General features: G+C 43.4%; 14 protein-coding genes. 4 read left to right on the top strand and 10 right to left on the bottom strand.

Going from position 1 to position 13,277, the window contains the following annotated elements; all coding sequences use genetic code 11:
• Positions 1–42 precede the first annotated feature (42 nt).
• Entirely contained in the window at positions 43–2,262 is a 2,220-nt protein-coding gene (gene bamA / locus JWV37_RS01465) for an outer membrane protein assembly factor BamA (protein WP_443081667.1), read from the bottom strand.
• Between the two features lie 99 nt (positions 2,263–2,361).
• Between bamA and JWV37_RS01460 the strand changes: the two genes are divergently transcribed.
• From JWV37_RS01460 to JWV37_RS01450, 3 genes are all read left to right on the top strand, one after another.
• Positions 2,362–3,189: a prephenate dehydrogenase gene (locus JWV37_RS01460; RefSeq protein WP_205457877.1), complete on the top strand. Its 828-nt coding sequence runs from the start codon at positions 2,362–2,364 to the stop codon at positions 3,187–3,189.
• 65 nt (positions 3,190–3,254) lie between these two features.
• Positions 3,255–4,337, top strand: a complete 1,083-nt coding sequence (gene serC, locus JWV37_RS01455) for a 3-phosphoserine/phosphohydroxythreonine transaminase (RefSeq protein ID WP_205457876.1) — start codon at positions 3,255–3,257, stop codon at positions 4,335–4,337.
• A gap of 9 nt (positions 4,338–4,346) precedes the next feature.
• A complete protein-coding gene (locus JWV37_RS01450) occupies positions 4,347–5,519 on the top strand; it encodes a phosphoglycerate dehydrogenase (RefSeq protein WP_205457875.1) in 1,173 nt (390 codons plus the stop codon).
• A 3-nt stretch (positions 5,520–5,522) separates the two neighbouring features.
• Here the strand turns inward: JWV37_RS01450 and JWV37_RS01445 are convergent, their stop codons facing one another.
• From JWV37_RS01445 to metK, 7 genes are all read right to left on the bottom strand, one after another.
• Positions 5,523–6,515 carry a beta-ketoacyl-ACP synthase III gene (locus JWV37_RS01445; protein WP_205457874.1) on the bottom strand — a complete coding sequence of 331 codons (993 nt, stop codon included), beginning with the start codon at positions 6,513–6,515 and terminating at the stop codon, positions 5,523–5,525.
• 15 nt (positions 6,516–6,530) lie between these two features.
• Positions 6,531–7,526: a phosphate acyltransferase PlsX gene (gene plsX, locus JWV37_RS01440; RefSeq protein WP_205457873.1), complete on the bottom strand. Its 996-nt coding sequence runs from the start codon at positions 7,524–7,526 to the stop codon at positions 6,531–6,533.
• A 5-nt stretch (positions 7,527–7,531) separates the two neighbouring features.
• Positions 7,532–7,678, bottom strand: a complete 147-nt coding sequence (gene rpmF / locus JWV37_RS01435; RefSeq protein WP_205457872.1) for a 50S ribosomal protein L32 — start codon at positions 7,676–7,678, stop codon at positions 7,532–7,534.
• A gap of 15 nt (positions 7,679–7,693) precedes the next feature.
• Positions 7,694–8,050 carry a DUF177 domain-containing protein gene (locus JWV37_RS01430; RefSeq protein WP_205457871.1) on the bottom strand — a complete coding sequence of 119 codons (357 nt, stop codon included), beginning with the start codon at positions 8,048–8,050 and terminating at the stop codon, positions 7,694–7,696.
• 3 nt (positions 8,051–8,053) lie between these two features.
• Positions 8,054–8,467 (bottom strand): nucleoside-diphosphate kinase, encoded by a 414-nt coding sequence (gene ndk, locus JWV37_RS01425; protein ID WP_205457870.1) that lies wholly within the window; start codon positions 8,465–8,467, stop codon positions 8,054–8,056.
• 126 nt (positions 8,468–8,593) lie between these two features.
• Entirely contained in the window at positions 8,594–8,878 is a 285-nt protein-coding gene (locus JWV37_RS01420; protein ID WP_205457869.1) for a DUF362 domain-containing protein, read from the bottom strand.
• Between the two features lie 122 nt (positions 8,879–9,000).
• Positions 9,001–10,161, bottom strand: a complete 1,161-nt coding sequence (gene metK / locus JWV37_RS01415) for a methionine adenosyltransferase (protein WP_205457868.1) — start codon at positions 10,159–10,161, stop codon at positions 9,001–9,003.
• 165 nt (positions 10,162–10,326) lie between these two features.
• Between metK and JWV37_RS01410 the strand changes: the two genes are divergently transcribed.
• Complete coding sequence (locus JWV37_RS01410) at positions 10,327–10,923, top strand: peroxiredoxin (RefSeq protein WP_205457867.1); 597 nt, start codon at positions 10,327–10,329, stop codon at positions 10,921–10,923.
• Between the two features lie 43 nt (positions 10,924–10,966).
• On the opposite strand, the gene JWV37_RS01405 is transcribed toward JWV37_RS01410, so the two are convergent.
• Positions 10,967–11,377: a Fur family transcriptional regulator gene (locus JWV37_RS01405; protein WP_205457866.1), complete on the bottom strand. Its 411-nt coding sequence runs from the start codon at positions 11,375–11,377 to the stop codon at positions 10,967–10,969.
• Between the two features lie 78 nt (positions 11,378–11,455).
• A complete protein-coding gene (dxs, locus tag JWV37_RS01400) occupies positions 11,456–13,270 on the bottom strand; it encodes a 1-deoxy-D-xylulose-5-phosphate synthase (RefSeq protein ID WP_205457865.1) in 1,815 nt (604 codons plus the stop codon).
• Positions 13,271–13,277: the final 7 nt, after the last annotated feature.

Below are 13,277 nucleotides of genomic sequence, written 5' to 3'. Positions count from 1 at the left end.
AGCCTTTAGCACAAAAGTATTAGAGAATGCATTTGGGGCGCACTAAAACTGGCGCCCGATTGTGAACTCAAAACTCGCCGTATCGTCTCCACTTTTTGATTCAATGGGTTCTGCAAAAATAAGCGCAATTGGTCCAAGGGGAGAGGTCCATTCTAACACCACACCCGCACTCGCGCGCGTCTCATCGGCGATGTTACTATCTCCAATCATCCCATAGTCAAAAAATAATGCGCCACGCATTTTGAGCCGTTCCACCAAAGGAAAGCTCGCTTCGATAGAGTTTACAAAAGACATCTCTCCACCAAGGAGGGTGCCAGCGGCGTTTTTAGGAGAAACGGAACGGGAAGCAAAGCCTCTTAGATTGCTCACACCGCCCAAGTATAGCCGTTCGTTGCGGGGCAAATAACCATTATCCCATGCCAGGGAAAGGCGTGCTTTGTAGCGCAAAATCAAATCATAATCCATCGCATCTTTTAGGCCGTAAAAATAAGCAAAGCGGTAGTGGTTTTTTACGAATTCATAATCCCCGCCAAGCCCCGCAAACTCCAAAGAAGCACTGGCGCTAACCCCAGAGCGAGGGAGATAATAATCATCTGTGTTGTTAAAAGAAGCTGAAGGGGCAATAGAGCTTTTAATACGCTTTCCTTCTTCATAGCCATATTCATCTTTTAAGGCTTGGGTCATATTTGACAACTCAACTTCTTCTAGCACATAGGTTAGCCCCACGGAAGTGTACCGGCCAAACTGCCTTCCCAAAGAGATATCAAACCCTACTTTTTGCTCATCGTAATCAATCCATTCATTATCTTCCGAGTAGATACTTCCTCCCAGACTATACACCGAGTCAAAAACGCGCGGGTTGGTTAAGGAGATGCGTCCTGTCAACTCTTTTTCCGATCGTTCCACGCTCACCATTCCCTTCAGTCCGCTTCCAAGTACGTTGCCATCAGACACACTAGCACTCAGCAACAACCCATCAGAAGTTCCATACCCAATACCCCCACTAATGGCTCCTGTGGATGTCTCTTTTACGCTTACCAAAAGATCCATTTCATTACGACTCACACGCTCTTCTGTGATGGTCGCATCTTCAAAATAGCCCGTTCGGCGAATAGCATTGCGCGAATCCACCAAGTCAGTACGGCTATACATTGCACCCTCAGTCAAGTACATTTCACGGCGTATAACGCGGTCAATTGTACGTGTATTGCCCGCGATACGCACATTGCGCACGCGCACTTTTTCGCCTGGAGTAACAACGTAAGTAATGGACACGGTTTTGTTTTCTTTGTTTTGCACCAAATCAGGAAAAACCCGCACAAACGCATACCCTTGATCCGCAACCGCAACTTCTACAAGTTGCAAATCCTTTCGCAACCGTTCAACACTCGCCACCTTGCCCTCCACAAGAGAAAGCTCATCACGTAATGCCTCTTCGTCCAACAATCCCTCTGGTGCATTAAAGGTGATAGATTCCACCTTATAAACCTCTCCCTCAACCACTTGGTATGTCAGGGTTGCATTAAAGCTGTCGGTATAGGTTTTAAGGAAAGGAGTGGATACTTGCACATCCAAATGCCCACGCTTCATGTATTCGTCTTTAATGCGGTCGCTGTCCAGAGGAAGCTCATGTACTTTTAGTTCCCCTGAGTTAAATCCCCAAAACCACCCTAGCATTTCACGCTCTTTGTTACCAAGCACAGGTTCAACATTTTTATAACCCAGTGCCTCTGCTCCACACATTTGCACAGAACGGATAATAATCTTTTCACCGCGGTTTACCAAAAACTTTACATGTAAGCTTCCCTCTTGCGCAAGAGGCTCGCTTTTAACTTCCACGACCGTATCAAAAAACCCTTTAGCTTCAAAAAATTGTTGAATGCGCTTTTTGGCTTCAGCAAGAGTTCTTTCATCGTACATCATTCCTTTGCGCACACCCAAAAGAGGCTCAAGAACTTCTTTGTCATTTTGCCCCACACCCTCAAACTCAATACGTGCAATCGCAGGCTTTTCTTTGACAAAAACAGTAACATGACCACCATCTTCTTCTATCCAGATGTCATTAAAATAATTTTGCATGTAAAGTTTTTTGATAGCAACATCTACCTGTTCAATATCAAGTTGCTTGCCTTTTTCAAGGCCCGTAATCTCTTTTGCTGAATCAGGCGAAAGGCGAACAAGGCCATTGTAAGTAACAGATTCTATGGTGATGGCCATCAGCGATGTTGCTGCTAATAAGGGAAGTATGGTGAGTGTTTTCATCAAGAAGGATTCCTTGTGTAATCAGGTTTTTAGTAGCAAAGTGGATATAATACCATCTCAAGATTTAATCCATCGTAAAAATCCAAAAAGGTGTAAAAAATGACCGTAGGCATTGTCGGCCTTGGCCTCATGGGAGGGTCTTTAGGGCTAGCGCTTCAGGAGACGAAACTTGTCTCAAAAGTTGTGGGCATTGACCACAATCTTACCCACTGCGAAGAAGCCCTTTCTCTTGGCTTGGTGGGTGAAATTGTCTCTTTTGAAGAGCTCAAACAGTGTGATATGATTTTTTTGGCTATCCCCGTTGAGGGCATTATCAAAACCCTTCAAGAGCTTGTAGGGGTCTCAAAACGCACAACAATTGTGGATTTAGGCAGTACCAAAGCAAAAATTATCGCTTCCGTTCCCGCCTCTATTCGCTCCAACTTTGTGGCCGCCCACCCCATGACAGGAACAGAAAAGTTTGGGCCAAGTGCAGCCTTGAAGGGACTGTACCGCGAGGCTGTGGTGGTCTTGTGTGATTTTGACAATTCGGGCGATTTACATAAAGAGCGTTCCGTGCAAATTTTTTCCCACATTGGCATGAAAATCGTCTTTATGGACCCCGCATCTCATGACCGCCACGCTTCGTTTATCTCCCACCTTCCCCATGCCCTTAGCTACGCTCTTGCCAATAGCGTTATGGGCCAAGAAGACCCCAAGAGTATTCTTTTGCTTGCGGGTGGCGGCTTTCGTGACATGAGCCGGATTGCCAAAAGTTCACCCCAGATGTGGAGCGAAATTTTCATGCAAAACCGCGTCAATTTGCTTGAATCCATCAACCTTTTTGAAAAAGAGCTTCACAGTGCCAAAACCATGATTGAGAAAGGCGATTGGGACGCGCTCTCCTCTTGGATGGGCAATGCCACCACGCTTCATAAGATTTTATAGTTTCCTTTGATACAATCTCACTTTTTTGTATCCCAAATCTTGCACATTTAACCTAAGGAGACAACATGCAATCAGCCATCAATTTTGGCGCAGGCCCTTCTATGATTCCTCAAGAAGTTCTTAAAGAAGCCCAAACACACCTACTTGACTTTCATGGGCATGGGCTTTCCATCATGGAAGCCTCTCACCGTTCTTCTATGTATGAAGAAGTGCACAACAGAGCCATAGAAGACATCAAAACACTCTTACATGTACCCGAAGATTATGATGTTTTATTTCTCCAAGGGGGCGCTTCACTGCAATTTGCTATGGTGCCACTTAACCTCTCCCAAGGGGGCGTTATTGAGTTTGTCGACACAGGCACTTGGTCTTCCAAAGCGATTAAAGAAGCCAAAATCATGGGATTAAACACCCGCGTCGTTGCTAGCTCCAAAGAGAGTGGCTATACGCATATTCCTGAAAATATTGCCTTTAGCGATGAGGCTGATTATGCTTACATAACTTCTAATAACACTATTTATGGCACCCAATACAAAACATTCCCCGACGCCACTGCCCCTCTTGTAGTGGATGCTTCCAGTGATATTTTTTCGTACCCCATTGACTGGAATAAAACAAGTCTTTTGTTTGCAGGGGCACAGAAAAATGCAGGGCCTTCTGGGGTTACCATTGTTATCATCAAACGCAATTTACTAGAAAGAGTAAATGAAACAGTGCCTACCATGCTACGCTACCAAACCCACGCAGAAGCCAACTCTTTATACAACACTCCACCCACTTTTGGCATCTATCTCTTGGGTCTCACTATGAAATGGATAAAAGCGCAAGGGGGCGTAGAAGCAGTACGACAGTACAATGAAGAAAAAGCAGCCCTACTCTACAATGCTATTGACGCAAGCGAAGGGTTCTATGTGGGGCACGCACTCCCTGGGTCCCGCTCGCTGATGAACGTCTCTTTTAACATCAAAGACAAAGATAAAACACTAGAAGCCGCCCTTTTAGACCTTGCTCAAAAAGAGCAGATGGTGGGTCTCAAAGGCCACCGTTCAGTAGGTGGTTTGCGGGCTTCTATTTACAATGCTATGCGCAAAGAAGGTGTACAGGCTCTTGTAGACCTCATGCACTCTTTTGCCAAAACCCATCGCTAGGAGCGTTACATGTATAAGATTCAAACCCTCAATAAGATCGCCGAAAAAGGACTAGACCTTTTGCCGCACGGGCAGTATGAAATTGCTAGTGAATTTAACGAGCCCGATGGAATTATCGTGCGCAGTTTTAAAATGCACGAGATGCCATTTCCCATCTCTCTTAAGGCAATTGCTAGAGCAGGAGCGGGTGTAAACAATATTCCCCTAGAGCGTTGCAGTGAAAAAGGTATCGTTGTTTTCAATACCCCTGGCGCTAACGCCAATGCAGTAAAAGAGTTGGTGCTATGCTCCATGCTGCTAGCTTCACGGGATGTGGTTGGTGGTGTTGCATGGACTAAGTCCTTAGAGGCCCCAGCAGACCAAATCCCCGCCCTCGTGGAACAAGGAAAGGCAAACTTCGCTGGATGTGAAATCAAAGGAAAAACCCTTGGCGTTGTTGGTCTTGGCGCTATTGGTGCTCTAGTCGCCAAAGACGCCCTCGCGCTTGGGATGAATGTCATTGGGTACGACCCGTATTTATCCGTAGATGGTGCGTGGGAACTTTCAAATGATGTGCAAAAAGCTTCAGGACTAGAGACCCTTCTTAAAAGCGCAGACTACCTCACCATTCATGTCCCTCTTCTGCCCTCCACCAAAGAGATGTACAATGCCGAAAAATTTGCCATGATGAAGCCCGGTATTAAAATTATGAATTTTGCGCGTGGAGAATTGTTTAAAGAAGATGACCTTCTTGACGCTTTGGAATCTGGGCAAATTGGCGCTTATGTTACTGACTTTCCTACAACAAAACTCATCCATGCCAAAGGAGTCATTCCTGTTCCTCATCTTGGAGCTTCCACGGAAGAAAGTGAAGAAAATTGCGCCATTTGGGCAAGCCGACAACTTAAAAACTTTTTGGAAAGTGGCAACATTGAAAACTCTGTAAATTTCCCTACATGTAAACTTCCGATGCGCAAAGGAATAAAACGCCTCAGTATCGTAAATAAAAATATTCCCAATATTATCGGCACAGTTACCTCATTATTGGCAAAAGAGGGAATCAATATTGATGAGATGATTAACCAAAGCAAAGGAGATGTTGCTTACATGCTCCTTGATGTTCAAGGGGAAATTTCACCTAGCCTGATTCAGGCCCTTGAAAAGACTGAAGGGATTCGACGCGTGCGTCTTATTTTGGGGTAGAGACTACTCTCCCCCAAATCGAAGTAGAGCGCTTCCCCACGTGAAGCCGCCCCCAAACGTATCAAGCAAGATCAAATCCCCTCGCTTGATACGGCCCTCTTCGTAAGCATCATTCATCGCCATAGGAATCGAAGCAGCAGAGGTATTGCCGTATTTGTGGACAGTTAAAACAGTTTTTTCCTCAGGAAATTCTAGCTTTTGGCGCACCGCTTCAATGATGCGAAAATTTGCTTGATGGGGAATAAAGTGATCAATTTGCTCTGCGCAAAGGTTGTTTTTTGCCAAAATATCAATCACATCATTGGTTAGGGTTTTAACAGCAATCTTAAACACTTCATTGCCCGCCATTTGGATAAATTGGCGCTTGTTTTCAAGAAGACTCAAACAACAAGGCTCCTTTGAACCTCCTCCGGGCGTAATTAACAAGTGACCATATTCGCCATCAGATGCCACATGCACGTCTAAAATTGCTTCGTTTTTATTTTCAGTTTGGCCAATGATGGCAGCCCCACCGCCATCCCCAAATAAAATACATGTACCGCGATCGGTGTAATCTACATAACTACTGATTTTTTCTGCACCTACAATCAAAAGATTTTTGTATGCTCCTGATTCAACAAACGCTTTAGCAAGATTAAGCAAATAAACAAATCCACTACACGCTGCAGAAATGTCAAATGCCATTACGTGGCTAAGGCCGAGCTTGTGTGCAATCATGCACGCGGTTGAGGGCATTGTAAGGTAATCTGGACTCAGCGTCGCACAAATAACCCCATCAATCTCTTTAGGGTCAATGCCTGCGCGCGCTATGGCAATTTTTGCAGCTGCCGCACCCAAATCACTCGTTACTTCATCAGGGGCGGCAATACGACGTTCTTTAATTCCTGTACGCTTAGTAATCCACTCATCGGTCGTATCAACCATTTTTTCAAGGTCGTGGTTGGTCAAAATAGTTTGAGGCGCATACGCTCCGATGGATTTGAGGGTCGCGTACATGTAAATATCCTTCGCTTAAATCTTATAGCGCAAAAGCTCGCTTTCGATTGTTGTATTAATGGTTGAATCGGCAAAATTAAGAGCCTGAAAAATAGCATTTTTTACCGCTTTTGCATTACTTTTACCGTGCCCAACAATCGCACATCCTTGAATCCCAAGCAATGGAGCTCCGCCATATTCTGCATAATCCACTTGGGTTTTAAGAATCTTAAACACTTTTCTCATCAACATTGCACCTGCGATTGCAACAGGAGAACGTCTGATGTTTTGACGAATGATTTTCGTGATGGAATCAGCTACTCCCTCACTGGTTTTTAAAACGATATTTCCCACAAATCCATCGCAAACAACAACGTTTACTGAATTGTCGAAAATATTGTTTCCCTCAACATTTCCAATAAAAGAACCGAGTTTGAGCAATTTTTTATGCGCTTCTTTGGTGATTTCATCTCCCTTGCTCTCTTCTTCGCCATTGGAAAGAAGTCCGACTTTTGGGTGTTTGACGCCCATTACCTCTTTGGCATAGGCCTCTCCCATGACGGCAAACTGAAAAAGATGCTCGGGCTTGCAATCTACATTCGCCCCTACGTCTAACACAAGCGTATACCCGCCTTTAAGGGTTGGCATCAATGTAGCAATTGCGGGTCTTGCAACCCCTTTGATACGGCCAATGCGAAGTGTTGCAAGGCTCATGGTCGCGCCACTGTGCCCTGCTGAAACCACAGCATTTGCCTCGCCATTTTTAACCAAATCCACTGCTTTGTAAATGGAAGACTCTTTTCGTTTTAAGGCATCGGTCGCAGATTCGTGCATATCAATAACATCGCGTGTCTCCACAAAAGATACTTTTTTTAACAGCCCTTGTGGAATCATTGGCTTAATGACAGCGCTATCGCCCACCAAAATAGCATGAAACTCTTTTTTGGAGGCTAAAAGTGCCTGGATGGCTCCTTCGACGATTGGTTCTGGGCCGAAGTCGCCACCCATGGCGTCAATTGCTATGCGCAACATTCGAATTAATATTCGCCAGTTGTTTTGTTAATGCGGTGGGGCATTTTCCAAGAACCGTCTTTGTCTTTCACAGGCATTGCGAGTGACACTTTATAGTGTGTACGTCGTTTTGCTGAACGGGTCTTACTTACGCGTCTCTTTGGTACAGCCATTGTACTCTCCTTTGTTTAGTTTTCACAGGTTTGACAATAAAAATAATCACTCTTTATTGCTTCTACTTCGCTATGTAAAATAGCACAAAAATCCACACGTCCATCAAAAAATTCAACCAAGTTGAGCAAATGCCCTTCCTCTTCTAAGGGAATTGCACCATCGCTTATCCAAACTTCAACTGCCTCATCAAGAGCCACAGGCAATGGGGCGCCACATCTGTCACAGTGATGCTCAAGCGTTCCAGAAATTTTTCCTTGGCACACAAGAAGGTTTGATTTTTTTTTGAAAACACGCGCTTTTAGAGAGACTTCGCCCTCTTTAACATCGATTTCAAATTCTTCTTTAGGAATCTTTCGAAAATCAATGATCATTGTTTAGCTAATATCTCGTTTTGCAAAAAAGAATTCAATCTCCCCTTTTGCATTTTCAAGAGAGTCGCTTCCGTGTACTGCATTAGCATCAATACTTTGAGCAAAATCAGCTCGAATGGTTCCAGGAGCTGCTTCTTTTGGGTTAGTTGCACCCATAAGCTCTCGATTTTTCACCACTGCATTGTCACCTTCAAGAACCATAACAACCACAGGTCCGCTGGTCATGAAATCAACCAATTCTCCGAAAAATGGGCGTTCTTTGTGAACTTCATAAAACTTTCCAGCATCTTCACGGCTTAGTTTAATTTTTCGCATCGCAGCTATTTTCAACCCATTTGACTCAAATCGGTCAACAATTTTTCCAATGACACCTTTAGCAACAGCGTCTGGCTTAATAATGGATAGTGTTTGCTCCATTGTCAATAACTCCTTCGGTGGATTACAGTGTTTGCACAATGCAAGGTCGGGATTATAGCAAAAAATTGTTTTAAATAAAAGAAGAGAAGAGAATGGGCCCGAATTAGTAAGGGCCCATTAAGAAGATTATTCTACGCAGGCAGTGTTTCCGCCACGCATATCTGCTGTAATTTCATCACGACTTGGCTGACCATCGACAGCTGCATCCCATACAATACAACCTTCTGTTGGACAGGCCGATGCACAAGCTGGCTCGTCATGGTGACCGACACACTCTACACATTTGTCAGGGTACACGTAGTAAATGCCTTCTCCTGTTGGGTTATCGTCATCATCCACGATTGCTTCTACTGGACACTCGTCGATACAGGCGCCACAACTGATACAAATATCTGTAATCTTTACAGCCATCTTTTCTCCTTTGAAATTCTAGTTGAAACCTGCAAACTATAGCACACAAAGTTTAAAAGAGGTATAAAAAATAAATACCAACTCAGCACACTGTTTTTTGCATTTTTTTGATTTACAATACCCTAGTCTCTTCCAAAAAATGCATTGATGTCCTCAACTCTATCACACCGCTCCCAGCCAAATCCCTCATCCTCCCTACCAAAATGACCATACGAAGCTGTTGTTTCATAAATGGGCCGAAGGAGGTCTAGGGCGTAAATCATTCCCTTGGGCGTAAGGTCAAAAACCTCCCAAATGCAAGCTACAATTTTTTCTTCTGTTTCGCGAGCTGTCCCATAGGTCCACACCCAAACCGACACAGGCTTAGCAATACCAATAGCATAAGAAAGTTGTACTAAAACCTTTGTGCACACCTTGGCTGCCACAAGATTTTTGGCAATATACCGCGCCATATAAGCGCCACTCCTGACTATTTTACTGGGGTCTTTTCCGCTAAATGCACCTCCTCCGTGAGGACAACTCCCCCCATAACTATCCACCACAATCTTTCGCCCTGTAAGTCCCGCATCACCCTGTGGTCCCCCAACAACAAAACGACCCGCTGGGTTAATATGACACACAAGGGTCTCATAAGAGAGATGCTTAGGCAAAGTGGGCTTAATAATCTCTTCAATAATTGCTTCCTTTAATAGCGCTTGGGAGATTTCGGGAGAGTGCTGTGTGGAAACTACTACGCTCTCTACCGCAACAGGAGTATCATTTTCATACCGAAGCGTCACTTGGGTTTTGCCATCAGGGCGCAAAAAAGGCAACATACCACTTTTTCTTTTTTTAGATAATGCAAAAGCTAACGCATGTGCCAGTGAGATAGGTAAAGGCATAAGCGATGGGCTTTCGTCGCAGGCATAACCATAGACCGTTCCTTGATCACTCGCGCCCATGATGCCGTCTTTTTTCATGGCTCTCCCAGGAAAGTCCAAGCTTTGTTCTCCTACAGCACTAAGCACTCCAGCTGTGCGGTAATCAAATCCATACGTGGCATCCGTATATCCAATACGGCGAATTACATCTCGCACAATTTCCTGCATTGGCGCATAGGTTGTTGTTTGAAGCCCTCCCGCCACAACACAAAGGCCGTTGGAAACAAGAGTTTCGCAAGCTACTTTGGCTTCAGGATCACGAGCAATAATATAATCTAAAATTGCATCACTGATTTGATCGGCTATTTTATCAGGATGCCCTTCCGTTACAGATTCACTTGTAAATAAATACTTGTTTTTCATGTTTTTCCCTCAAAAATATCTAAGCGCATTATAACAAAAGGATTTGCCGCAGAACACTAAAAGTTAATACAAACCTTTACATGTAACACTTATCTTTAATTAATTTCTTAAGAAATAGATGATATTATTTCGCCATCAATAAATTTTCTTAATTAAGGAGTTTCTATGTTAGTAACAAATAAAGCACCCGACTTTACAGCTACTGCGGTACTAGGCAACAATCAAATCGTTGAAGATTTTAATCTTTACAAAAATATTGGTGAAAAAGGTGCTGTTCTTTTCTTTTATCCTCTGGACTTTACCTTTGTTTGCCCTTCAGAAATTATTGCTTTTGATAAACGCCTAGAAGAGTTCACAAGCCGTGGTGTTAATGTCATTGGTGTTTCTATTGACTCGCAGTTTTCTCACTTTGCATGGAAAAACACCGCGGTAAATCAAGGAGGTATCGGGCAAGTACGCTTCCCTTTAGTTGCTGACCTTACTAAAAAAATCGCCAAAGATTATGATGTACTCTTCAATGAATCCGTAGCGCTTCGAGGTTCTTTTTTGATTGACAAAGATGGCACTGTGCGCCATGCCGTCATCAATGACTTGCCCCTTGGACGCAACATTGATGAAATGATTCGTATGGTAGACACAATGTTATTTACCAATGAGCATGGAGAAGTTTGCCCCGCAGGATGGAGCAAGGGAGATGAGGGAATGAAAGGTTCGACACAAGGTGTTGCGGAATATCTTGCAAAAAACGTAGAAAAACTTTGAACTAGCACCTCTTTAAAGGGTGACATGCTCACCCTTTAAATTCCTAGGAACACTTTTTGCACGACTCCACTGTCGCAACAACATCAATGCGTTTAATCTCTTTTCCCGCTTTAGCCTCAATGTCATGCTGGTACGCTTCAAAACCAATATCACACGGGAAGTCTTGAATATCGCCGCATGCAGCACACACAAGATGGATATGCGGATGGCAAAAAATATCATAGCGGGTTTTAGACCCAGGTGTATTGATTTCTGCAATCAGCCCCTCTTCTTTTAAAGTGTTGACATTTTTATAAACCGTAGCCAACGAAACCGAAGGGTGATCTTCTTTGATTTTCTCATAAAGCTCTTCCATCGTAGGGTGCATGTGCTCACCCAACGTCTTCAAAACAGAAAGACGTTGCGGTGTGGCCTTTAAATTTCTTTCTTTTAAGAGTTCAAGGTACTGTTTCATGGGATTTTCCTAATTTTTATTCCATTATGCCAAAAATATTTTTAAAAAGTATTTTATTTATTTAATAATTTTTACTATTTAGGTTATTTTTAAGCTTTTTGCTATCGTTTCAGGGGAAACCCCCAAGTGCTCTTCTATTAGCGCTGTTTTTCCATGTTCAATAAACGCATCGCCGTATTCAAAACTCTTTACATGTACAGTTAAAATACCCTGCGTTTGGAGCCAATGACTCAAAATTGCACCCACGCCTCCACATTTTGCTGAATCGCTAAAAACATACCATTGGCTATAGCGTTGTGCCAAGCCTAACAACAACTCCTCATCAAGAGGTTTTAGAAATTTTAAATCAACCAAAGCAGGATTCATCTCTTTTTTAACCAGTTGTTTGGTTGCCCATGCCTTTCCCACACCCTTGCCATAACCAATAAATACAGAGGTTTCACCCTCTTCAAGAACTTCGCCTTTACCATACTCAAAAACACTTCCCGCATGTTCACCACACTCTAAAAACGTACCGCGTGGGTAGCGAAAAGCACAAGGCCCTTGGTGTGCATAAGCATAGGTAATGGCATGTTCCATGCTTTGCGGGCAGCGCGGAGCAAAGAGGGTCATGTTAGGAATTGGATATAAAAAAGAGAGATCAAATGCGCCTTGATGTGTCTCTCCATCTTCTCCCACAATGCCTGCTCTATCAATAGCAAAAACAACATTAAGATTCATCAAGCAACAATCATGAATAATCTGATCATACGCCCGCTGCAAGAATGTCGAGTAGATGGCTATAAAAGGCTTAAACCCTTCCTTGGCCATGGCTGCCATAGATGTTACAGCATGTTGTTCTGCGATGGCCACATCCCAAAAACGTTCAGGAAATTTTTCAATTAATTTATCCATTCCTGTCCCACTTGGCATGGCAGCAGTTACTCCCACTACATCTTCGTGTAATGAAGCAAGACGCAATAACCCTTCGCTGAAAAGCTCTGTGGCGTTTTTGGAGGATGAAGTGCCTAGTGATTTACCACTCTTTAAATCAAAGGGGCCTACGCCGTGCCATTTTTCATAATACCCTTCTGCTTTTTCATACCCTTTTCCCTTTAGCGTCTGAGCATGGACAATGACGGGCTTGCCCATCTCTTTGGCTATTTGCAAGGTTTCAATCAAAGATTCCAAATCATGCCCATCTACAGGTCCAATGTATTCAAGGCCAAGCTCTTCAAACAAAAGTCCTGGAGTGATGAGCTTCAAGCTCTCTTCAAATTTTTTCGCCATGTATGTTGCACCCTCAGGCAAGTAGGTGAGAAATTGCTCCATTCTTTGCTTAATTTTTTGGTAAAACTTTCCTGCCATGGCCTGAGACAAATACTTACTAACTGCACCAATAGGTTTTGCAATGCTCATTTCATTATCGTTTAAAATAATCACAACAGGATACTTTCTGTCTCCCAGTTCATTCAGTGCTTCATACACCATCCCTGCGCTCATAGACCCATCTCCTATCAACACAACAGGAATACGATCTTCGCCTTTAAGCTTGATAGCTTTTGCCGCACCAATTGCCAATGAGATGGACGTGGAGCTATGGCCCGCAACAAAATAGTCGCAAGGAGACTCTGTGGGTTTTGTGTAGCCACAAACTCCATTGAATTGACGCAATGTTTCAAAAGAATCCCAACGCCCTGTAAGTAATTTGTGTGCATAACATTGATGGCTTACATCGAAAATAAAAGGGTCTTTTTCTATATTAAAAACATAATGCATTGCCACAGTAAGCTCAACCGCCCCAATATTTGAGCTTAAATGGCCCCCGTTTTTACTGACAGTAGCTAAAATTTTTTCACGTATTTGATGGCATATCTCTTTTAGTTCTTCATGATTTTTTTCTCTAATATTCATTTGCCCA

This window comes from Sulfurospirillum tamanense, assembly GCF_016937535.1.
GTDB lineage: Bacteria > Campylobacterota > Campylobacteria > Campylobacterales > Campylobacteraceae > Sulfurospirillum_B > Sulfurospirillum_B tamanense.
This window is presented reverse-complemented; position numbering and strand designations above follow the sequence as displayed.

Coding starts and splice junctions, on each gene's coding strand:
- JWV37_RS01420 (WP_205457869.1), bottom strand. CDS start 8,878: ATGGCTGTAAAGATTACAGATATTTGTATCAGTTGTGGCGCCTGTATC.
- JWV37_RS01460 (WP_205457877.1), top strand. CDS start 2,362: ATGACCGTAGGCATTGTCGGCCTTGGCCTCATGGGAGGGTCTTTAGGG.
- serC (WP_205457876.1), top strand. CDS start 3,255: ATGCAATCAGCCATCAATTTTGGCGCAGGCCCTTCTATGATTCCTCAA.
- bamA (WP_443081667.1), bottom strand. CDS start 2,262: ATGAAAACACTCACCATACTTCCCTTATTAGCAGCAACATCGCTGATG.
- JWV37_RS01405 (WP_205457866.1), bottom strand. CDS start 11,377: ATGAAACAGTACCTTGAACTCTTAAAAGAAAGAAATTTAAAGGCCACA.
- plsX (WP_205457873.1), bottom strand. CDS start 7,526: ATGTTGCGCATAGCAATTGACGCCATGGGTGGCGACTTCGGCCCAGAA.
- rpmF (WP_205457872.1), bottom strand. CDS start 7,678: ATGGCTGTACCAAAGAGACGCGTAAGTAAGACCCGTTCAGCAAAACGA.
- metK (WP_205457868.1), bottom strand. CDS start 10,161: ATGAAAAACAAGTATTTATTTACAAGTGAATCTGTAACGGAAGGGCAT.
- JWV37_RS01450 (WP_205457875.1), top strand. CDS start 4,347: ATGTATAAGATTCAAACCCTCAATAAGATCGCCGAAAAAGGACTAGAC.
- JWV37_RS01410 (WP_205457867.1), top strand. CDS start 10,327: ATGTTAGTAACAAATAAAGCACCCGACTTTACAGCTACTGCGGTACTA.
- JWV37_RS01430 (WP_205457871.1), bottom strand. CDS start 8,050: ATGATCATTGATTTTCGAAAGATTCCTAAAGAAGAATTTGAAATCGAT.
- JWV37_RS01445 (WP_205457874.1), bottom strand. CDS start 6,515: ATGTACGCGACCCTCAAATCCATCGGAGCGTATGCGCCTCAAACTATT.
- dxs (WP_205457865.1), bottom strand. CDS start 13,270: ATGAATATTAGAGAAAAAAATCATGAAGAACTAAAAGAGATATGCCAT.
- ndk (WP_205457870.1), bottom strand. CDS start 8,467: ATGGAGCAAACACTATCCATTATTAAGCCAGACGCTGTTGCTAAAGGT.